16 protein-coding genes are annotated in these 21,646 nt (G+C 50.7%); 3 read left to right on the top strand and 13 right to left on the bottom strand.

Annotated elements, in window-relative coordinates; genetic code table 11:
* Positions 1-14: 14 nt before the first annotated feature.
* A complete protein-coding gene (locus ACTNEN_RS11200; RefSeq protein WP_441206533.1) occupies positions 15-707 on the bottom strand; it encodes a dihydrofolate reductase in 693 nt (230 codons plus the stop codon).
* A gap of 142 nt (positions 708-849) precedes the next feature.
* On the opposite strand from ACTNEN_RS11200, the gene metF reads away from it, so the two are divergent.
* From metF to ACTNEN_RS11185, 3 genes are all read left to right on the top strand, one after another.
* Positions 850-1,710: a methylenetetrahydrofolate reductase [NAD(P)H] gene (gene metF / locus ACTNEN_RS11195; protein ID WP_441206531.1), complete on the top strand. Its 861-nt coding sequence runs from the start codon at positions 850-852 to the stop codon at positions 1,708-1,710.
* A gap of 120 nt (positions 1,711-1,830) precedes the next feature.
* Entirely contained in the window at positions 1,831-2,511 is a 681-nt protein-coding gene (locus ACTNEN_RS11190; protein WP_441206530.1) for a vitamin B12 dependent-methionine synthase activation domain-containing protein, read from the top strand.
* A 39-nt stretch (positions 2,512-2,550) separates the two neighbouring features.
* Positions 2,551-5,121, top strand: coding sequence for a homocysteine S-methyltransferase family protein (locus tag ACTNEN_RS11185; protein WP_441206529.1), 2,571 nt, complete (start codon positions 2,551-2,553; stop codon positions 5,119-5,121).
* Positions 5,122-5,287: 166 nt separating this feature from the next.
* Here ACTNEN_RS11185 and ACTNEN_RS11180 read toward each other — a convergent pair whose 3' ends face one another.
* From ACTNEN_RS11180 to ACTNEN_RS11125, 12 genes are all read right to left on the bottom strand, one after another.
* A complete protein-coding gene (locus tag ACTNEN_RS11180) occupies positions 5,288-6,619 on the bottom strand; it encodes a GntP family permease (protein WP_441206527.1) in 1,332 nt (443 codons plus the stop codon).
* 12 nt (positions 6,620-6,631) lie between these two features.
* On the bottom strand, positions 6,632-7,801 hold the full coding sequence (locus ACTNEN_RS11175; RefSeq protein WP_441206526.1) for a CdaR family transcriptional regulator: 1,170 nt from the start codon (positions 7,799-7,801) through the stop codon (positions 6,632-6,634).
* 135 nt (positions 7,802-7,936) lie between these two features.
* Positions 7,937-8,740 (bottom strand): MBL fold metallo-hydrolase, encoded by an 804-nt coding sequence (locus ACTNEN_RS11170; RefSeq protein ID WP_441206562.1) that lies wholly within the window; start codon positions 8,738-8,740, stop codon positions 7,937-7,939.
* A gap of 490 nt (positions 8,741-9,230) precedes the next feature.
* Complete coding sequence (locus ACTNEN_RS11165; RefSeq protein WP_441206525.1) at positions 9,231-12,686, bottom strand: EAL domain-containing protein; 3,456 nt, start codon at positions 12,684-12,686, stop codon at positions 9,231-9,233.
* Positions 12,687-13,073: 387 nt separating this feature from the next.
* A complete protein-coding gene (locus ACTNEN_RS11160; protein ID WP_441206524.1) occupies positions 13,074-14,033 on the bottom strand; it encodes an L-lactate dehydrogenase in 960 nt (319 codons plus the stop codon).
* 18 nt (positions 14,034-14,051) lie between these two features.
* Entirely contained in the window at positions 14,052-15,674 is a 1,623-nt protein-coding gene (locus ACTNEN_RS11155; protein WP_441206522.1) for an FAD-dependent oxidoreductase, read from the bottom strand.
* A 10-nt stretch (positions 15,675-15,684) separates the two neighbouring features.
* The gene (locus ACTNEN_RS11150; protein WP_441206520.1) at positions 15,685-16,392 is read right to left on the bottom strand and encodes a 4Fe-4S dicluster domain-containing protein; all 708 of its coding nucleotides are present in this window, start codon (positions 16,390-16,392) and stop codon (positions 15,685-15,687) included.
* Positions 16,382-17,209 (bottom strand): FAD/NAD(P)-binding protein, encoded by an 828-nt coding sequence (locus tag ACTNEN_RS11145; protein WP_441206518.1) that lies wholly within the window; start codon positions 17,207-17,209, stop codon positions 16,382-16,384. Before ACTNEN_RS11145 ends, ACTNEN_RS11150 begins: the two co-directional genes overlap by 11 nt.
* Positions 17,209-18,246 carry a 4Fe-4S dicluster domain-containing protein gene (locus ACTNEN_RS11140; protein ID WP_441206517.1) on the bottom strand — a complete coding sequence of 346 codons (1,038 nt, stop codon included), beginning with the start codon at positions 18,244-18,246 and terminating at the stop codon, positions 17,209-17,211. Before ACTNEN_RS11140 ends, ACTNEN_RS11145 begins: the two co-directional genes overlap by 1 nt.
* Entirely contained in the window at positions 18,246-19,220 is a 975-nt protein-coding gene (locus ACTNEN_RS11135) for a 4Fe-4S dicluster domain-containing protein (protein ID WP_441206516.1), read from the bottom strand. Before ACTNEN_RS11135 ends, ACTNEN_RS11140 begins: the two co-directional genes overlap by 1 nt.
* On the bottom strand, positions 19,205-19,648 hold the full coding sequence (locus ACTNEN_RS11130) for a hydrogenase iron-sulfur subunit (RefSeq protein ID WP_441206560.1): 444 nt from the start codon (positions 19,646-19,648) through the stop codon (positions 19,205-19,207). The genes ACTNEN_RS11135 and ACTNEN_RS11130 overlap by 16 nt, the downstream gene beginning before the upstream one ends.
* The gene (locus tag ACTNEN_RS11125; RefSeq protein ID WP_441206514.1) at positions 19,645-21,639 is read right to left on the bottom strand and encodes a 4Fe-4S binding protein; all 1,995 of its coding nucleotides are present in this window, start codon (positions 21,637-21,639) and stop codon (positions 19,645-19,647) included. The genes ACTNEN_RS11130 and ACTNEN_RS11125 overlap by 4 nt, the downstream gene beginning before the upstream one ends.
* Positions 21,640-21,646 lie beyond the last annotated feature (7 nt).

Raw genomic sequence — 21,646 nt, 5'->3', positions numbered from 1 at the left:
CCATGGGGGATGTTTCATCCATCGCGCTTTGATCCTCCCGTTTCGGATGATTTATCCGATGCTTCTAACCTGCGATACTCCAAAAAGCGGAATGTCAACTCTCTTTCTGCTTTTTCTGCTTGTTTCACCCTCTCTACTTGTTCCGCCCTCTCCACCTTTTCCGCCTTATTCACCTTATGCTGCCCCGATGAAATCAGTTGGAACTCTCCTTCCGGCAGCTCCGGGAAATGCTTATCCCCCGGGAAGCTTCCATCAATTTCCGTAAGGTACAGTGTGTCTGCATAAGCAAGCCCCTCCCGGTACAGACTCTCTCCTCCAATGATGAAAATCCTGTTTCTCGTGGCTAAGTCAAGTGCTTCCGGAAGGTTCCTCGCAAAGCGAATGTCCGTCTCCGCTGGAGCCGCAGCGACGGAAGCCTGTGCAGAAGTCCTTACAGAAGCATCTACAGACTCCCCCAGAGATGCTGCCACAAGCGCTTTTGCAGACTCCTCTCGTATGAGAGCTTCACTCAGGCTCCTGGAAACAATGATATTTTCTCTACCCGGGAGCGGATGTCCAATGCTCTCATAGGTCTTGCGTCCCATGATCACGGTACCTCCGGCAGTGATCTCCCGGAAATGTCGGAAGTCCTCGGAAATGTGCCATGGAATCCTCCCCTGATATCCAATCACTCTATGGTCTGCATACGCTGCAATGATCGCAATCATCCGATCCCCCATCCTCCGTCTTACGCCCGGAATCCCGTATCAAAATCTATAACCAACTATAAGAAATATCTGTTTCAAGCCCAGCCAAAAACATGATAAAATATTTTAATATCTATATACTACCATAGAAAGTGAGTCAAGCATGAAAGTCATTGATATCCTCGCGCAGCAGAAAGCCACCTTGTCCTTTGAAGTCTTTCCGCCTAAAAAAGACAGTAATTTTGATTCCGTTGTCGCCGCAACAGAAAAGATCGCCGCACTGAAGCCGAGCTTTATGTCTGTAACCTATGGTGCTGGCGGCGGAACCTCGGAGTACACTCTGCACATTGCCAAAAACATCAGTGACAAATATCAGGTGACCGTGCTCCCGCATCTCACCTGCATTTCCAGTACCAGAGAGCATGTACGCAGCATGATCCAGCGCTACCATGAGCTTGGCTTTGAAAACATCATGGCACTTCGCGGAGACATCCCAAAGGATGGCGCGCCAGCGCACGATTATCACTATGCTTGCGAGCTGATCCGCGATATCCGTGAAATCGACCCGGAGATCTGCATCGGAGGCGCCTGCTATCCGGACGGTCATGTGGAGTGCGCACATAAAAACGAGGACATCGAGCACATCCGTGAAAAGGTAGATGCCGGCTGCCAGTTCCTGACCACGCAGATGTTTTTTGACAACTCTGTCTACTACAATTATCTGTACCGCTTAAGAGAGCACGGTGTCAATGTTCCGGTGCTTGCAGGGATCATGCCGATCACAAACCGAAAGCAGGTCGAGCGCTCCGTATCCCTCTCCGGCACCACCATCCCCAACCGGTTCCGCTCCATCGTGGATAAATTTGGGGATGATCCCAAGGCTATGCAGCAGGCCGGCATCATCTATGCGGCGGAGCAGATTGTGGATCTGCTTGCCAATGACTGCACACATATCCATGTCTACTCTATGAATAAACCGGAGGTTGCCGCTGGGATCCAACAGGCCCTCGCACATCTTATCTGAGCATCACACTGGATCTGTGCCCTCCCGGCATATATATCTACTTCCTGCATATATGACCGCCCCGGCAAATATACTATATAAATACTGACATATTTTATATGAACATCAACAGGACAAACCATGCAGAAACAATATGACAAACCTATCCCCATCCGTACACGAGAGGTACTCCGGTACATGGGATCTCGCGGGAGCTCTGATCCGGAATCCACGGATTCACTGCTCATGGACAAAATATCGCACTGCGAATGTGCGTTGCAGGAGATCTCCACGCCCCGCGCCATCTGGAAGCGCTTTCCTCTGCATGTTGCAGGCGAGGGCACCCTCGAGATCGGTGGCATAAGCATGGAAAGCCAGGCGCTTTACAAAAATCTTATGGGATGCCGGGAAGCGTTTCTCATGGCAGCTACCATCGGACCGGGCGTGGACCTTCTGATCCGACGGGCAAGCATCGGAAGCATCACAGAATCTGTAATTTACCAGGCAGCCGGCGCCGAGATGATTGAGTCGTATTGTGATATCATAAACGGAAATCTGCGGGAAGCAGTACTCCGGGAGGGACTCTATCTCCGGCCACGATTCTCGCCCGGGTATGGTGACCTGCCCCTGACACTGCAGCCGGAAATCATTGCCGTGCTCGATGCAGAGCGCGAGATCGGATTGCACCTCACACGTTCGCTTGTCATGGCGCCGTCCAAATCGGTCACAGCCATCATCGGCATCACCAGGGAACCGCAGAAAAACCATTTGAAGGACTGCTCCACCTGCGACAGCACCGACTGCGCTTTCCGTCATGACTAACCGATACTCTTTAGCCTTTACATGTTATAGGAGGATTCCATGTCAATACTTGATCGTTTAAATCACGAATGGATATTTTTTGACGGAGGCACCGGTTCTGTCCTGCAGTCCATGGGGCTTACGCCGGGCGAACTGCCGGAAACCTGGAATCTCACGCACCGGGAGGAGGTTATCTCCCTGCATCTCGGTTATCTCAATGCCGGATGCACCGTTTTTAATACCAATACCTTCGGTGCAAACCGTCTGCGCTTCCCCGACAATCTGGAAGCAATCGTCCGTGCTGCTGTGGAAAATGCCACAGAAGCACGGAAACGCGCGGGACGGGAGTCCGATGCCTATATCGCGCTGGATATCGGACCCACCGGGAAGCTGCTGGAGCCCCTGGGAGATCTGCCCTTTGAGGAAACGGTATCTCTCTATAAGGAAGTGATCTCCATCGGCGCCTCTGCCGGAGCGGATCTTGTGCTGATCGAAACAATGAATGATTCCTACGAGGCTAAGGCAGCAGTCCTCGCGGCAAAGGAAGCCTGCGACCTGCCGGTTTTTGCCACAGTGGTATTTGACGAGAAGGGCAAAATGCTGACCGGCGGCACGCCGGAATCCATCACGGCAATGCTTGAAGGACTGAGGGTGGATGCTCTGGGCGTAAACTGTTCCCTCGGACCTAAGGAAATGCTGCCGATCGCCGAGCGTTTTACCAAATGCTCCTCGACACCTATCATCATTAATCCTAACGCCGGCATCCCCCGCTCCGTAAACGGAAAGACCGTCTACGATGTGGACAGTGAGCTTTTTTCCGATATCGCGGTAGAGCTTGCGAGCTTAGGCATTCAGGGAATCGGCGGCTGCTGCGGCACAACCCCCGAGTATATCCAAAAGGTCCGGGATAAGGTCTCACGCCTTCCCTTCCGCCCCATCGAGCGGAAGCACCGCACCGTGATCTCCTCGTTTTCCCGCTGTGTGGAAATCGGTCCGCGTCCCGTCATCATCGGCGAGCGGATCAACCCGACCGGTAAAAAGCGCTTCAAGGAAGCACTCAAAACAGGAGATATTGACTATATCCTGTCACAGGGTCTCGCGCAGGAGGATGCCGGCGCGGATGTTCTGGATGTGAATGTTGGTCTCCCGGGGATTGACGAACCGTCAATGATGACGCAGGTCGTAAAGAGTCTGCAGTCCGTCACAGCCCTGCCCCTGCAGATCGATACCTCCAATCCGGAGGCGATGGAGCGGGCACTCCGGCTCTATAACGGCAAGGCGATGATCAACTCGGTAAATGCCAAAAAGGAAAGCTGCGAGATGGTATTTCCGCTGGTCCGGAAATATGGCGGCGTTGTGGTGGGACTTGCTCTGGATGAGAACGGCATCGCACCGACTGCAGAAGGTCGTATCGCTGCCGCAAAGAAAATCTATACAGAGGCTGAGAAATATGGAATCCCAAAAGAGGATATCATCATCGATGGGCTTGCCATGACCGTCTCTTCGGATCCGGCTTCTGCCAATGTGACACTGGAAACCATCCGCAGAGTCCGGGATGAGCTGGGAGGACATTCGATCCTCGGGGTTTCTAACATAAGCTTCGGTCTGCCTGCCCGTGAAATCCTGAATTCCGCATTCTTTACCATGGCCATGCAAGCAGGTCTCTCCTGTGCCATCATCAATCCCAACAGCGCGCCGATGATGCGTGCCTTCCGGGCATATCTTGCACTGACCGGCAAGGACAGTAATTTCCAGGGATTTATCGGAGCCTATGCCGAATTTAAAAAGACCCGTGAGCTCTACGCAGCAGATCTTGCAAGGGAAGCCGCCGCAGAGCAGGCATTGAAAGCGGTACCTTCCGGACTTGCCGGTAATGAAACAGGAGCCGGTCACGGAAATGCCGGAAACGGGTCAGCCGCTGATAACGGAACCGCTGGTGGTAACGAAGCCGCATCGGGAAATGCGAATGCCTCCGGAGCCAAAACATTCGCAGGCGCCGCAAAGGATGCCGCCGATCGTCCGCTCTTTGAAGCCATCCGCCGGGGTGTTGCGGGCAAAGCCGCCGAGGAAACCCGCAAGGCATTAAAAAACCAGGCACCTCTGGATGTCGTAAATGAAAACCTGATTCCAGCACTCGATGTGGTCGGAAAGGGTTTTGAACAGGGAACACTGTTTTTACCACAGCTTCTTATGGCTGCCGAAGCCGCGCAGGCATCGTTTGAAGTAATCCGGGATGCAATGAGCGGAAGCCCCAGGGTTCTGAAAGGCAAGGTAATCCTTGCGACTGTTAAGGGAGATATCCATGATATTGGCAAAAACATCGTCAAGGTCCTGCTGGAAAATTACGGATACGAGGTATTGGATCTCGGACGGGATGTGCCGCCAGAGCGGATTGTCGAGACTGCAATCCGGGAAAATGTCCCTGTTGTCGGTCTCTCCGCACTGATGACGACAACCGTTGTCAATATGGAGGAGACCATACGACAGCTAAGAGAAAAAAAGCCGGACACCAAGATTGTGGTCGGCGGCGCTGTCATGACCCAGGAGTACGCCGACCAGATCGGCGCGGACTGCTATGGCAAGGATGCCATGACCACCGTCCGCTTCTGCGACCAGGTCTTTGGAAAGTAAGCTTTTAAAGCATAAATATAGCCTGCCATAAGGTTCAGCCCCTACGGCAGGCTTTTGTTATCCTATTATAAATTCATTTTGCAAAAATCATACCAAACCAGTTGATATAAAACATTTATACAAATTGCTCACACCAAATGCACATGCAGCCTGCTATACTAACGCATCACACAAAGATCAGCGACAGAATAAATACCACAATAATTGTTGTGATACCCATCACGCCGGTCATACCGGTCTGGCAGCGATATGCCTGAGAAGTATTCATGTCCGAGAACTGGGACACAACCCAGAAGTACGAGTCATTGGCATGAGATACGGTCATGGAGCCCGCACCGATCGCCATAATCACGAGCACCCGGGCAATCGGAGATGTAAAGCCAAGTGACTCCATCATCGGAGCGATCATAGCGGATGTCGTAATCATTGCCACGGTAGATGCGCCCATCGCGCACTTCAGAAGTGCTGCAATGATAAACGGCAGGAACACACCGGCACCAAGGCCAAGCAGTGAAGCACTCAGTGCATCCGCAATCGGGAGCTTCTGAATGATGGCACCGAAGGAGCCGCCTGCACCAGTAATTGCGAGGATACCCGCCGAGTTGGTAACACCCTCCGTCACCCACTTCAGCGTATTTTTGGTTTCCGACTTCGGAACAAGTGTCATTGCAATAAAGACACCAAGCAGCAGCGCAATAACCGGGTTACCGATAAAGGAAACAAAGTTTTTAAAGACACCGGAACCAAACGGGGCACTTGGAAAATCTCCAACAGACTTTAACGCGATGAGCACGATCGGCAGTAGAATCGGCGCAAAGCTGTGCAGTGCACTTGGCAGATGCCCATATTTCTCGACTAACTCCTCAACGGTATATTCCGGATTGGCGGGGATATCAATCTTGCTGGAAACATGCTTTGCATACATATATGCGGAAAATGTCGCCGGTATCGAAACCACAAGCCCTACCAGGATTGTAAGTCCCAGATCCGCATTGAGCGTACCTGCCATGGCGATCGGTCCGGGTGTCGGAGGTACCAGACAGTGGGTGGCATACAGACCACCGGACAGCGCCGTTGCCATCACCGCAAGCGATACATTGGACTGTGATGCAAGGGCTCTGGAAATCGGACTCAAAATGACAAAACCGGAATCACAGAACACCGGGATACCTGTGATATATCCCGTGATTGCCATGGTCAGCACACTTCTCTTTTTACCAACCAGCTTCAGGATCGTGTTGGCCATCGTAAGCGCAGCACCGGTTTTTTCCAGGATCGTACCGATGATGGTACCGCAGAGGATGACAATACCAATGTTCCCCATGATACTGCCAAAACCACTTTTGACTGTACTGATGACATCCTCCGTCGGGATCCCGCAGACCAACCCGACCAGCACAGAGATGATCGTCATTACGATGAATGGATGCATATTAAATTTCTGAATTGCAAGAATCATCAAAATGACCGCGATTAAAATCACGATAAAATAAAACATACTCTCCCTCCTTTAATTATGATTATGCTTATCCCGATGCCACACGATCAGCATCCGGATAAAAAGTTCCCGTTCAAACGTATCGTCATTGTCAAGTTCCAGAAGCTCATAAAGATGATTCATACGATACTGCAATGTGTTTTTATGGATGTGAAGTAGTGCAGCCGCCTCCTGCACGGAATGATTACAGTGATAATACATCGCCGCCGTCTCCAGAAGCAGCTGCAGCTGCCTTGAGTCCATCGCTTGAGCAAGCTTCCGGTACTGCTCCTCGGTAAACCGCCCACCGCCGTGCTTTATGAGCCTTGACATATAATAGCTGCAGCGATCCTCCGCCGCATACATCTCGCAGAACTGCCCCTTATCAATTCTGAGCAGCTCCATCGCTTCCGTAAAGCCCTCGGGGATATCCTCAAGCTTATGGCAGCTGCTGCTTATCGAAATCCGTACACTCCGTTCCGTAAGCATTCGCTGCCGTAGTGCCGCATAAAACGGATCCTTCTCCCGATCCTGCCCACGAAGCGCATGCAGAACAATCAAATCATTTCCCTTTATTCCAAAGATGTCCTTCCTTCCGTTCTCACGCTCTGACCTGAGAATTTCATAAATACTTTCCGGTCTGGCATTCCCGCTGCGGGCGATTCCCTCTGCCTCTTTACTGCGAATGATGACGACCTCGGCAGGGTATCGCAGGTGGATTGAAATCGCATCCTCCAGCTGAAATATCGTCTCTGCCTGGTTTTTATCTCCAAGTAGATACAGTTCCAGCAGCCGCTCCCGGATTTCGTATTCCAGCTCCCTCTGATGTGTTCGGGTCTGCTGTTCAAAATACTGCGTCACATAAACACAAAGTAGATTTGCCGCATCGCTGATCTCCGCTTCTTCACCATACATACCGACGACACCGATGATTCTGCCGGCACTGATAATCGGAAGGTTATATCCCTCGCGCGCTCCCGGGTAACGATACAAATCAGCTTTTCCGATCCGTACAGGCTTACCGGTCTCTGCTACTTCCTTGGCACCCTGATGGAAATCTCCAATCCGCTCCCGTTCCGTCGACGCAATGATAATGCCGTCGGTATTCATGATGTTAATCGTTCTGCCGCTCACAAGCGCCGAGGTCGCCTCGACAAACTCCTGCGCATGCACTGCAAATTCATGCGAATCGATATACGTCATCTTGTCCCGTCTCAGCTCCTTCCTGTAGAAGCTCCTTACGCAGAAACGCTATGATTATGACAGAGATGCTTTTATAAAAGCGCCTGTATAAAGCGCCTGTATAAAGCGCCTTTATGAATCACTTTTATCCCGCTGTCAGAGAAACAGACCATCTCCCGCGCCAAGATACACCGCGTGAAGCTTCGGATACTCTCCCACAATGCTTCTCAGCCGGTCACCGGAGCAGTGATTAAAGCCAATCACGGAAATACCGAAACCCTCCATGATGGTAAGTGTCCTGCGGATCCTCTCATCGCTTGCTTCCATTAAATGCGTGCCGCCTGCCACACCGAGAATCGGCATATGGAACCGCTCCTCAACACTCGTCAGGATGTTGAGGATTCCGGGATGACTGCAGCCGACAATCACAAACACGCCTCCCGCGAGCTTTACGACAAGACAGATCTCATCTGTAAAATTATCCTGCACCCATTCGCCATTATGCCGCAGCACAAAGCGCTCCGGGATCGTCTCAAAGTCATAGCTTCTTGCAAATGCATTGAGTACATAGGCATCCTCGGAAAGCTTCAGCATACCGTCGCACTCCAGATGCCGGATCTGATGCTCCGTAAGATACTTAAGATCAAATCCATTACCAAGATATGTAGCGCAGACATCATCGATCGCATATTTTTCCGTAAAAAAGCCCTTGCCTGTCACCAGCGGACATCTCAAACCGGCATCCACACAGGCAGGATATCCTCCTGCATGATCATAGTGGCCATGACTTCCGATCGCAAAGCTTATGTCCTTAAGCGGGACATCCAGCTTTTCTGCATTCGCCACTGTATGGCTGCCGGATCCGAAATCAAAGAGCAGCTTTTCTGACCCGGTATCCACATAAAAAGACAATCCATGCTCATGATATAAACCAAGATGCTCACTTGGCTTATCATCCATGATGGTAAATAGTTTCAAAATCGCACCTCCCTTCTGATAATGTTAGATTCCTGCAGCTTTGATCTTTGGCATCTCCGGCTCCAGAACAGTTCTCTGTGCTATCCCCCATGTGATCCGGCTGATGCCACCGTGTAATGCCTATCAGGAATTTATTTTCAATACTATTATACCTCATAAAAATTTTATTTCATTGTTATGGGTACCAAATATCAGGGCAAAATATTGTGTGATTTCGAAATATATCCGACTATAATTATATTTCCATACCAATATTGTATTACAAGTCTGCTTGCATGGCATTCCCGCTGATTCTGCTTCTATCCTATTATCAGCTTGCTTCATAAAAAAACTATGATCATGACGTATAGAAAATACAGTCTGTAGTCACGATCCCAAAAAAATAAAGCCTGCCGTAAGTCCAAAACCTACGGCAGGCTATTAACCTTGCTCTTATACAACATTTCTGCAAAAATTCGTGCTTGCCTCATCCCTACAGCTCAATCGCTTTACCCAAAGCTGCCATAATTGCATCCAATATTCTGGAATACTGATCCGGACCTGCATTTTCCGTATTCAGGAAGCTTGCCGTGATATGTACCGTGCAGGCAAACTGCCAGCCATCTAATCTATGGACAGTCTGGATATTATTTCGGATTTTCTCAGCCAGTGCCCGTACGGCTTCCTCCGGCTCCTGCTGGATAAATAAAACAAACTGACTGCCGGAGATACGTCCTGCTACATAATGCCAGCCCGCGATCTCCGAGAGGATCTGTCCAAGTCTTGCGAGCAGTGCATTTCCTGCTTCCTCTCCGTATCTCTGACAAAAGGATGCATATTCCGGCACTCTCACCTGCATGACAGCAAAGTATTTGCCCTCTTGCCACAGACTCTCGATATAATTACGAAATGTCGCCGCGATCCCCGTGGAATTGCAAAGTCCACTCACGGAATCTACAGTCACCCACTGGCTCCTGTGCTCCATCGACTCAATCACTTCCTCCGTATCCACAAAACGTCCGAGCAGTCCGATGATCTTGCCATCACAGTACAGAGGATTTTTATACGCAAGGATCGTGTGCTGTCTGCCCCGCACGATGCAATCTCCAACAGCGCCATGCACGCTCTCACCTTGCTCGATCACACGTTCCTCATCCTTACGGAACGGTCCCGGATTGACATGCCATCCGAGATCCTCATCAGTTTTGCCAAGGATTTCCTGTTGAGACGCAAAGCCATAGTACTCCAGGAAGCTGCGGCTCGCCCCCAGAAATCTCCGGTTCTGATCTTTCCAGAAAAAGCGTCCTATGTCTCCCATCATGAGGTTCTCCCATAAAGCAGCCTCCACCTGCTCCTTACTCTGCTCCTTACTCTGTTTCGTTTCCGGCAGAAGCCCATATGCGTCCATGCCACCATGACGGATATAGTCAATCTCCTCATTCGTAAGATCCGAATCGATGGTCACATAGAGCAACTGGTGCTCCATACGAGGAATCAATTGTACTATATGCAGAAACCACCTGTAATCTCCTCCTGCGGTCTTACTCCGGAACCTGCCGCAGATCATGTGCCCCTTATGCTGCTTCACCCGCTCCTCGAGCGTATCCGCGTCCAGAAATGCCGCAAGCCGCTCGCAATCCGGCGGATAGACAAACTGCCTGTCCCAGCTATTAAAGATCCGGCGAATGCCGGCTTCCCTTGCACCATGTCCCATGGGCTGTTCTGACAGAGAAGATTTCAGGCTCGTAACCGTATCATTATTAAAATCTATCGCAGCGATATCATTACAGATATAGTAGAGATTTCCCAGTAAGTCCGTGCGCCGCTGTTCCTCCTGCTCGCGGCTGATTTCAATGTACTGGATACTCACCTGATAAATATAATGATTGCGGAAATGTGTCACAACCGATGCCGTGAGCTGCATATAATGGTCTCCGGAAGGATATGCAATCGTCTGCGGTCCCGTAAGCTTCCGAAGCTGCTGATTGGCAAACTGCCTGTGAAACGCCTGCAGCTGGCTGTCCCTCTCATTGATTTTCTGCTCCCACTCACGGACCGACCGTACATGATCTCTCCTGAGTGTATCCTCATATGCCTGGTTGGTAAAAAGCAAATGCAAAAACTCTCCATCATCCTCTACCACACAAAGCGGAGCATCCGACATATAATTGATCCTGCCGAGCTCATCGAAATACGGCTTCCACTGACTGCTCTCCTGAGCAATGTGATGCTCCGCACAGTATGAATTAATATTACCTACCGGCATCGGATGTCCAAAGTAGTAGCCCTGGATCTTTTCACATCCAACAGACCGTAAGAACATGTACTGCTCCTCTGTTTCCACGCCCTCCGCCAGTGTCTGAATCCCGATCTTTTTAGCCATGCGGATCGCAGACTCTATGATGATCCTGGACTTCTCTGAAAACGAGGACAGAAAGCTCATATCAATTTTGATTTCATCAAACGCATAGTCCTTAAGAATACCAAGTGAAGAGTATCCAGAGCCAAAGTCATCCATCCAGACCTGAAATCCCAGCTGGTGCAATTGATCCGCAGCCTTGCCTATCCTCTGTACATCCTCTACAAAAGCACTCTCCGTAATCTCAATGTTTATGAGCTCCCGAGGTGCATTATATTTCTGCACAATCCGTTTGATCTGATTCACCACATCCTCATGCTCAAAGTCCTTACGTGAAAGATTGACGGAAACCGGCACAATATCCTTCTGAACCTGAGTCAGAATCTGGTAATTCCTGCAGACCTCCTCAAAAATGTAGAGATCCAGCTTATAAATCAGTCCGCTCTCCTCCAGCACAGGGATAAACTGTCCCGGCGTGAGCATACCATATATTGGGTCCAACCATCTCGCTAATGCCTCCACGCCACAGAGTGCCCTCGTCATGGTACGTATCACCGGCTGATAGTACACCTGAATCCACTTTTCCTTCATAGCTTTCTCAAAGTTACTAAGGATGTGATCATATATGGAAGCTCTGCGCCGGAGCTCATCATTAAAAAAAAGATAGCTGGAATTCTGCTGTCCTCGCTGAGATCTGCATGCTATCCTCGCACGATCACAGGCAAGTGACAGACTCTCCTCCGGATTTTTATATTTATAAATACCGGCCTTAATGCTTGGTGCATTGCCACAGTTGAGTTTTGCAACCTCGGCAAAAACCTCCTTGAGCTTTGCATCAACAGACTCCGAATCTGCTGTATAAATCACAAAATGATCACTCTCAAAGCGTGATACAGCAGCAGCGCCAAACTGCCTTGCAAGGATCGTCCCCATCCCGACAATCAGATCATCTCCTCCAGCAAAGCCGTATCGATTGTTATAGGCTTTTAAATTATTATAATCCAGATAGATGATGAGAGGAGTCTGCCCTCCTTCACGGATTTTTTCAATTCCCTCCTGGGCATACTGCAGAAAATACGTCATGTTGGGCAGCCCCGTCAGATCATCAAAGCGGCTGATCCGCGCTGCGGTGCCTTGTCTTGACAGATAATCTGTCAGGACTTCTGCAAATGCTTCCTGCCCCTGATCCGCACCTTTATGATCCATGGTTTCTGTCTCGTCCGTGTATGTAATAACGGAAAGCCTGCATTCGCCAACCATAAAATGCTTTCCGGTCGCATGGATGATGTGGTATTTATCCTGATAGCGGTTTTTATTACGATAGACGGCATCATATACGCCGCCCTGAGTAGAGAACTGATATGCAATATTGGAAACGCGTGCAACATCATCCGGGTGGGCATCAGGATACATAAAAGTATTAAGCTGCAGCATTGCTTCCTCGCGAGTATCATACCCAAAGAAACGTACTGTAGCATCCGAAACCAGCAGAGCTACCGCTTTATGATCCAAATACTGATAGATTGAAAACGGAATCGGCATAGCTTCCAGAAATGCCCTCACCTCCGGATTAAACTGATATTTTTCCATCTCCCTCTGCTCCATAAACTATAATGCCGCAGACGATTGATTCACCTGCAGAACCCTCGAAACCCATCCTGAATGTAAAAAAAAATGTATCACATATATATGCAAGACTGCAAGCAAAATAGCTGTGTGAATTTAACGTAAATTCCAGCATTATTTCTCACAGCCTTAGTTGAATTTTATAATTATGTATGATTTTATCCTTTTTTATACGTAATATTATAGAGTAGCCATATGGAAACTTCAATGAATTTTATATTATGTCTCTATGGAAAACCAAAAGCCCAGGTCTGCGGATACAGATCTGAGCTTTTATAAAAAAACATTACGATATAATGCTATGAAATAGGCTGCTGCAAAGCTGCTGCTATAAGCTTTTAAACACACACATCAGATGTCGAGACCATCAATGATCTCTCTCAGCACTCTCTCGGAATGCTGCATCTTATCGATTTCCTCATTGGTCATCGGCATCGGGATCTTGCCCTGGACGCCATTAGGTCCGATGATTGTGAGGCAGCTCAGGCAGACATCATTCACACCATACTCACCATGCATCATGGTGGAACAGCAGGTGATGGAGTCATACGCACTGGTCAGCATGTTGACAAGATTCATAACGGAAGCCGCGATGCCATAGAAGGTTGCCCCCTTGTCCTTGATGATCTCTCCGCCGGACTTCTGTACATAGTGGAAAATCTCATCCTTGTCAATGGTCTCCACCGGCATACCCTTCTGCTTTACGAGACTGATGTACTCATCAATGCTCACACCGGATACGCGGCTTGTGGACCATGGGATAAAGGAGGTGTCGCCGTGCTCGCCAAAGACATAGGAGTGTACGTTTTTCTGCGCGATGTTAAGCTTCTGCGCAAGGATGCACTTCAGTCTCGCAGAGTCAAGGATCGTACCAGTACCGATGATCTGGTTCTCCGGGATACCGGACACCTTGGTAAACACATAGGTAAGGATATCCACAGGATTGCTGACGATGATGTAGATCGCATTTGGTGCAACCTTGGTGATCTGCGGCGCGATTTCCTTGATAATCCCTACATTGGTCTTGGTAAGCTCGAGGCGGGTCTGTCCCGGCTTTCTGCCGATGCCGGAGGTAATAATGACAATATCCGAATTTGCAGCCTCCTCATAATCTCCATACTTTACACGGATCGGATCACGGAAGCTTGTGGACTGGACAATATCCAGTGCCTCGCCCTTGGCTCTCGCGATATTAACATCGATCAGCACGATTTCGGAAGCGTGGCTTCTCTGTGACAACGAGTATGCAATGGTAGAGCCTACCGCGCCTGCTCCAATGATCGTAATCTTTCTTCCGGTTTTCTTGTCCATAATCAGTTTGCTCCTTTTTTACTGAATTTTTGGCCCATCATAAACATTTCTGTCTCTGAGATAATTTGGAAGCAGCTTCGGCGATACCTTGTCTGTCTCAATTCCAGCTTCCTTTAAGGACTCCTCAAATTTACTTACATGGCTGAGCGTCAGCCTGCCATTCTTTACGTTCTTAACCTTCTGTCCGGCAGCCTTACCTGCATCACGTCCAAAGACGATGACATCCAGGAGCGAGTTGCCCATCAGACGGTTGCGTCCATGCACGCCCCCGGTCACTTCACCGGCTGCATAGAGATTTTCCACCGTTGTCATGCAGTCTGTATCGATCTCCAGACCACCGTTTTGATAATGCAGGGTCGGATATACCAGGATCGGCTCCTTACGCATATCGATGCCACGCTTCTCAAACATACGGTACATTGCCGGGATTCTTGCCTCAATGGTGCCCTCGCCGTTGATCAGCTCGATCATCGGGCTGTCAAGCCATACCGCCTGTCCATGCCCCGTATCGACACCCTTGCCCCGGTCTCCGGTTTCGCGAATGATGGCAGCCGCTTCCACATCGCGGGTCTCCAAAGGATGTACAAAGACCTCACCATCACAGTTCACAAGCTTTGCGCCAAGACTTCTTACCTTCTCTGTTACCAGCGCACCGAAAATCTGCTCCGGATATGCCGCACCGGTCGGATGGTACTGCAGTGTGTCCTCATAAAGGAGCTTTGCGCCTGCCCGGTAGCCAAGTACAAGACCATCAGCTGTTGCGCCGTAGTGGTTGGAGGTCGGGAAGCCCTGATAGTGCATTCTGCCCGCGCCGCCGGTTGCCAAGATCACTGCCTTGGCACGTACAACGATCAGCTCGTCCGTTTCCATATTGATAAAGACCGCACCGGCAGCCTTACCTTCCTCATCCTTGATGATCTCTACCGCTGCTGTAAAATCAAGGATCGGGATCTTACGGTTCAGAACCTCATCCCGCAGTGTCCGCATGATCTCCATCCCGGTGTAGTCACGGCAGGCATGCATTCTCTTGCGTGACGTACCGCCGCCATGGGTCGTGATCATCGTGCCGTCATCGGTCTTATCAAATTCCACACCCAGCTGATTCAGCCACTGGATATCCTCCGGCGCTTCATTGACAAGCTTGGCTACAAGCTCTTTTTTAGCTGCAAAATGACCACCGCCATAGGCATCCAGGAAATGCTGCATCGGGCTGTCGCCCTCCTTGTCCGCTGCCTGGATACCGCCCTCTGCCATCATGGTGTTGGCATCTCCCGGGCGGAGCTTGGTGCAGATTAAAACCCTGGCACCTGCCTCATCTGCCTCGATCGCAGCCGAGCAGCCGGCACCGCCACCGCCGATAATCAGCACATCTGTCTCATAATCCGGATGCTCCAGATCCACATCCCCCTCATGCACTCTTGCATGCGCCTGCAGCATATCCGCAAGCTCATGCGGTGCCTTGTCTCCGGCATTTACGCCGATTTTAAGCTTTTCAAACTGATCCTCACGGTAATCCGGATGATATGCCTTGAGCAGTGCATCCTTTTCATCCGCTGTCATGCGCGCGGGCTCCATGGCAGCATTTTCTTTTCTTTTAGCCTCTACCTTGCGGATCGATTCCTGAAATTTTTCCGGATACATATCTCTCTCCTCACTTCTCAATCACGCGGTTGTTATACAGTTCCTTAAGCTCCTCATCAGACTTGCTCATGAGATCCTTCATCGCCTGCTCATAATCGCCGTTCCAGATTTCCTTTACTCTCTTTTCAAGATGTCCGGATTTCGGCTCAAGATAGCGTCCGTTAAGACGTCTCGCAAGCATTGCCACCTGAGGATGAGAGATCCCCGCCGGACAACGGCTGGAGCAGATGCCGCACATCACACAGTCAAAGGAGAGCTCTGCGCATTTTGTAAAATCGCCTCTCTGGGCATACGCGATATACTGCATGGGATTCAGTCCCTGTGGGCACGCTTTAGTGCAGGCATTGCAGCCGATGCAGGCGTAGATTTCCGGATACAGCTGCATCATGAGCTGCTGCTCCGGCTTTACCTTCTCAATATCATAAATCTGCTTTACCAGCGGAAAAAACGGAAGTGTAGCCACATACATGTTGTCCTCTACCTTGGTCTGGCAGGCAAGACACATCTTTAATTCCTGCTGTCCGCCAATACGGTAAATCGTCGCGCACGCACCACAGAAACCATTGCGGCAGCCGCAGCCGCGCTTCAGCTGATAGCCGGCGTATTCCATTGCCGTCATGATCGTAAGACTGTCCGGAACCTCATATTTCTTGCCGAACAGATAGATATTTACCATCTTGTTGTCCATAATATCCTCCACCGTAAGATCAGTACTCATCCGGAAGCTCACCGAGCTCGTCAAAGCTGAATACCGGGCCATCCTTGCAGACATATTTATCACCGATGTTGCAGCGTCCGCACTTGCCAATTCCGCACTTCATACGCATTTCCATCGTGGTAAACACCTGGGAATCCGTAAATCCCAGCGCTTTAAGTCCCTGCAGCGTAAAATGAATCATCACCGGCGGACCGCATATGACCGCCGTCTCCGTCGTCGGGAAGTTGAGCTCCTGCACGTAGTTCGGTACAAAACCGACATGACCGTCCCAGCCCTCCTCCTCGCGATCAATCGTGAGGTAGACATTCATATCCTTTTCCTGCATCCACTCGTTTGTAATCTCCTCGAAATCAACGAGATCCTCCTTGGATCGGGAACCGTATACGATGTCAATGTGACCATAGTTCTCGCGCTTGGCACGGACGTAATTAATTACCGAGTGCAAAGGTGCAAGTCCGATGCCTCCGGCAATAAATAACAGATCCCGCCCCTTAAAGGTCGTATCCACCGGGAAGCCGTTGCCATAGGGACCACGCACCAGAATCTCCTGTCCTGTTTCCATGGCATGCAGCCAGCTGGTCAGTACACCGACCTTTTTGATGGAAAATTCCATATATTCTTCCACCGTCGGACTGGAAGTGATCGAAATCATGGCTTCACCTATACCAGGCACAGACAGCATCGCGCACTGTCCGGGGATATGCTCAAACAATTTCCTGCCGTCAGTTCCGACCACACGGAAGGTCTTTACATCCGGTGTTTCCTTCCGGATCTCCGTGACGACACCGACCTTAGGAATCAGTTCTTCTTTCTGCATTATGCATCCTCCTCCATGGCCTTCATGACCTTGACAATGTTCATATGGATCGGGCAACGCCTTAAGCACCGTCCGCAGCCGACGCAGCTGTAAATACCATCATTGCGGATCGGATAATAAACAAGCTTATGCATAAATCTCTGCCGGAAGCGCTCAAGCTGCGTCTTCCGCGGCGTGCCGGCCGCCATCATTGTGAAATCCTTGTACATGCAGCTGTCCCAGCAGCGGTAGCGCTCTACACCATGACCGCTGTCAAAATCCTCGATATCAAAACATTGACAGGTCGGGCAGACAAAGGTACAGGATCCGCAGCCAAGGCACTTGTCCGAGAGCTCCTTCCAGATCGGAGAGTTAAAAATCTCAAGCTCCTTGTCACGGTTATCTGTCGGCTTCAGGCTGTAAAGCGGCATCCGCTTCTGGATTTCATGGACTCTTTGCTGCTCTGCTTCTACTTCCTGGACTGCTGCATCATCTGCTGCAGCGCCAAGCGCCGCAAGGTCGAGCCTTGCAAGCAGCTTCTCTCCCTTTTCCGTGATCCCCTCAAGATACACATTACCATTGGCAATCCACATCCGGGCATCCCCGTCCGGCTTTGCCGCATCGATACCAAAGCTATGGCAGAAGCAGGTTTCGGAAGGTTCGGAGCAGGCAAAGCTCACAACGGTTGCATGTTTCCTTCTATCCTCATAATAGGTATCCACCGGATCTGCCAGAAATACACGGTCCAGCACATCAAAGGAACGCACATCGCAGGCACGCACACCAAAGATGCAGTAATCCTCAGTCTCTGTCCGCTGATCAATTACCTCGATTTTTTTACCTTCCATACGGAACTTTGCCATCGGCTGTACCTGAGGGAAGAAAAAGTCCTTGGCAGACCGCAGTGTATTAAGCTTTAACGACATCACCTTGCCCGGTGCATACTCCTCATATACAGAAAGCTTGTCGGATTTGTCCACCGGAATGTACAGTTTTTCCTGCTCCGAAATCTGCTGTAAAAGCTCCGGCAGCTTTTCACTGGAAATCCTCGTAATCATCAGTGAATTCCCCCTTTCTGTACGATGGATGGCTCGGCATCATTTTGCTCTGTAAATGCCGACAGCGGGCTCATCTGTTCCTCGGTCTCACCCGCCTGATAGTCGCCGTAGAGTGTGTCAATATCTTTAATGAACTTACGGTTTAAAAGATGCAGCGGTATGTGCTCCGGGCAGACCCGGGAGCATTCGCCGCAGTCCGTACAGCGTCCGGCAACATGGAAGGCACGGATGATATGGAAGTTGGCGTCCTCAAAATCATTGGATGCCGCCTTGGAAAATACACCCGACTTCGGGTTGTCAAACACGCAGAGCTCGCAGGTACACGCCGGGCAGACATTACGGCATGCATTGCAGCGGATACAGCGGGACAGTTCTCCCTGCCAGAAGCTAAAGCGCTCCTCCGGGGTCATCGCTTCCAACTTCTCCACTTCATCAAATCTGTGGGAGTCCAGCACCTCGCCCTCCGGTCCAAGCAGCTCATCGTAGGCCACATGTTTCCGGCTCTTGCAGTTCCTGCACCGCTCGTCCTCCGCCTTGTCAAAGGCAATCCGCTTCTCACCATACACCGTCTGGCAAACCAGCTCGTCACCGTCCTTCTGTACGCTTAGGATACCGTGAATGCCGGCGTCATGCAGTGTTTCCGCACTCACCTTGCCATCACATTCAATCCCGATGGCATAGATATGGTCTCTCACAAGTCTATGCTCTGTCATCAGCTGATTAAAGCTGTAGGTATCACAGGGTTTTAAAAAGACGGCAATCTTACCTTCCTTCTGAGACTCGGCGATCAGATACTTGGAGAGGTTGGCTCCGCAGAAATCGTTATATACAAAATTCTTTTTTACATCTTCAGCGCTCTCAAAGACCGTCGGAGTGATGTCGTAAAAAAAGTCACCGGCCGACCAGCCCAGAACCCGGTTCACGGTTCCATCCGCGAGCAGGTCACATGCGCGTTTTATCAGTTCGTCCTGCATCTTAAATCCTCCAGTCTTCTTGAGGGGCCAAGCTCTGTGATCTGTCCGACAAAGTCATTCATGACATCCACAAATCTCTGACCCTCTGCTGCCGATACCCATTCCACTCTCGTGCGCTCCTTCTCAATGCCAAGGAAATCCAGCATGGAGAAAAGCAGCGTCATGCGGCGTCTGGTATGATAGTTTCCGGTCATATAATGGCAGTCTCCGGGATGGCATCCACAGAGGATCACGCCATCAGCTCCCCGCTGAAATGCCCGTAAAATAAACATCGGATTGATCCTGCAGGAGCAGGGAACACGGATGATTTTTACATTCGCCGGATAGCTTAAACGGTTGGTTCCCGCCAGATCCGCACCGGAGTAAGAGCACCAGTTACAGCAGAACGCGATGATCTTAGGCTCCCAGTTCTCATTGTCACTTGTCATCTGCATAATGCATCTACCTCCGCCATAATCTCTCTGTTGGAAAATCCATTCAGATCCATGGCACCACTCGGGCAGGTAACCGTGCAGGCACCGCAGCCCTGGCATACCGCCGGATTGACCTCCGCAACGCGCCGTACCTTGGTGGTACGATCCGGCATACGGAACTCCTTGTCAACATAGGTGATAGCGCCATACGGGCAGACATCCGCACACTGCGAGCATCCCGTACACATCATCTCATCAGAATGCGCTACGCACGGATTGCCGGCGAGCTTATCCTTGGACAAAAGTCCGATCACCTTGCTTGCCGCAGCACCAGCCTGCGCAACGGTCTCCGGGATATCCTTCGGTCCCTGGCAGACACCGGAAAGGAATACACCTGCCGTCGGGCTCTCCACCGGACGAAGCTTCGGATGTGCCTCGGTAAACCAGTCATTGGTATCCATGGACGCTGTCAGCAGTGTCGCAAGATGACGCGCGCTGTGACTCGGCTCAATCGCCGCCGCCAGCACCACCATATCCGCATTGATGGTCAGCTGCTCATTCATAAGAAGGTCGGAAGCCTGTACGATGAGCTTGCCGTTTTCCGGTGTTACCTTACCAACGGCACCCTTGATATAGTGAACTCCATACTGCTCCACCGCACGGCGATAGAATTCATCGAAGTTCTTGCCCGGTGTACGGACATCGATATAAAAGACATAAATATCCGTGTCAGGATAGTGATCCTTGGTCAGCATGGCATGCTTTGCCGTATACATACAGCAGATTTTGGAACAATACGGCTTACCGCCTCTGGTGGAGTCGCACTCACGGGATCCGACACACTGTACAAAGACAATGGTCTTAGGCCGCTTATGGTCAGACGGACGCAGCAGCTCACCTCCGGTCGGGCCGGCAGCATTCATAAGACGCTCATACTCAAGCGAGGTCACAACGTCCGGACTCTGGGCATAGGCATACTCGTCATACCTGGAAACATCCATGATCTCGTATCCGGTCGCCGCAACGATCGCGCCATACTCCACCTCGATCTCCTTATCCGTATCCTTGTAATTGATCGCATGCGCATCACAGACCTTGGAGCAGAGACCGCACACACCCTTGTTAAGCATCAGGCAGTAATTCGGATCAATGGTTGCCACCTTCGGCACCGCCTGCGCAAACGGGATATAAATCGCGGTACGATTGTTAAGCCCGAGGTTAAATTCATTCGGTGCCTTTTTCATCGGACACTTTTCCGTGCAGAGACCGCAGCCTGTACACTTGGTCTCATCCACATATCTTGCCTTCCTCTTGATCGTCACCTTGAAGTTGCCGACAAAGCCCTTGACATCCGTCACTTCGCTGTAGGAGTAAATGTGGATCTTGTCGTTCTGTCCGACATCTACCATCTTGGGCGTGACAATACAGGATGAGCAGTCCAGCGTCGGGAAGGTCTTATCCAGCTGCGCCATCTTGCCGCCGATGGTCGGGTTTTTCTCTACAATATCAACATCATAGCCCGCATCCGCAATGTCCAGTGCCGTCTGCATGCCTGCAATACCGCCGCCAATGACCAGCGCCCTCTTGACAACCGGCGTTTCACCGGCAGTCAGCGGCGCATCCAGCTCCACCTTGGCAACCGCGGCCTTCATCAGGGAAATCGCCTTCTCTGTACCTACTTCCTTATCCTTATGCACCCAGGAGCACTGCTCGCGAATGTTGGCAATCTCGAGCATATACGGGTTCATGCCAATGCTGTTTACCGCCTTACGGAATGTCTTTTCATGCATTCTCGGAGAGCAGGAGCAGACCACCACGCCGGTCAGACCGTATTTCTTAACGGCATCCTTAATGAGATCCTGACCGCTCTGGGAACACATATAGGTGTAATCCGTGGCATACACAACCCCCGGCACATGGCGCGCTGCCTCGGCAACGGCCTCTACATCCACCGTTGCGGCAATATTGGTTCCGCAGTGGCAGACAAAAACACCAATTTTCTGCATTTTCCTC

It is taken from the genome of Oribacterium sp. HCP28S3_H8 (genome assembly GCF_052064775.1).
Lineage (GTDB): Bacteria > Bacillota > Clostridia > Lachnospirales > Lachnospiraceae > Oribacterium.
Note: the sequence above shows the minus strand (reverse complement) of the source record. Positions and strands in the feature narration are given on the sequence as shown.

What these genes read in the sequence shown, in the direction of transcription:
- metF (WP_441206531.1), top strand. Translation starts at nt 850, where the DNA reads ATGAAAGTCATTGATATCCTCGCGCAGCAGAAAGCCACCTTGTCCTTT.
- ACTNEN_RS11185 (WP_441206529.1), top strand. Translation starts at nt 2,551, where the DNA reads ATGTCAATACTTGATCGTTTAAATCACGAATGGATATTTTTTGACGGA.
- ACTNEN_RS11190 (WP_441206530.1), top strand. Translation starts at nt 1,831, where the DNA reads ATGCAGAAACAATATGACAAACCTATCCCCATCCGTACACGAGAGGTA.
- ACTNEN_RS11145 (WP_441206518.1), bottom strand. Translation starts at nt 17,209, where the DNA reads ATGCAGAAAGAAGAACTGATTCCTAAGGTCGGTGTCGTCACGGAGATC.
- ACTNEN_RS11200 (WP_441206533.1), bottom strand. Translation starts at nt 707, where the DNA reads ATGATTGCGATCATTGCAGCGTATGCAGACCATAGAGTGATTGGATAT.
- ACTNEN_RS11125 (WP_441206514.1), bottom strand. Translation starts at nt 21,639, where the DNA reads ATGCAGAAAATTGGTGTTTTTGTCTGCCACTGCGGAACCAATATTGCC.
- ACTNEN_RS11155 (WP_441206522.1), bottom strand. Translation starts at nt 15,674, where the DNA reads ATGTATCCGGAAAAATTTCAGGAATCGATCCGCAAGGTAGAGGCTAAA.
- ACTNEN_RS11135 (WP_441206516.1), bottom strand. Translation starts at nt 19,220, where the DNA reads ATGCAGGACGAACTGATAAAACGCGCATGTGACCTGCTCGCGGATGGA.
- ACTNEN_RS11150 (WP_441206520.1), bottom strand. Translation starts at nt 16,392, where the DNA reads ATGAGTACTGATCTTACGGTGGAGGATATTATGGACAACAAGATGGTA.
- ACTNEN_RS11140 (WP_441206517.1), bottom strand. Translation starts at nt 18,246, where the DNA reads ATGATTACGAGGATTTCCAGTGAAAAGCTGCCGGAGCTTTTACAGCAG.
- ACTNEN_RS11180 (WP_441206527.1), bottom strand. Translation starts at nt 6,619, where the DNA reads ATGTTTTATTTTATCGTGATTTTAATCGCGGTCATTTTGATGATTCTT.
- ACTNEN_RS11175 (WP_441206526.1), bottom strand. Translation starts at nt 7,801, where the DNA reads ATGACGTATATCGATTCGCATGAATTTGCAGTGCATGCGCAGGAGTTT.
- ACTNEN_RS11170 (WP_441206562.1), bottom strand. Translation starts at nt 8,740, where the DNA reads ATGGATGATAAGCCAAGTGAGCATCTTGGTTTATATCATGAGCATGGA.
- ACTNEN_RS11160 (WP_441206524.1), bottom strand. Translation starts at nt 14,033, where the DNA reads ATGGACAAGAAAACCGGAAGAAAGATTACGATCATTGGAGCAGGCGCG.
- ACTNEN_RS11130 (WP_441206560.1), bottom strand. Translation starts at nt 19,648, where the DNA reads ATGACAAGTGACAATGAGAACTGGGAGCCTAAGATCATCGCGTTCTGC.
- ACTNEN_RS11165 (WP_441206525.1), bottom strand. Translation starts at nt 12,686, where the DNA reads ATGGAAAAATATCAGTTTAATCCGGAGGTGAGGGCATTTCTGGAAGCT.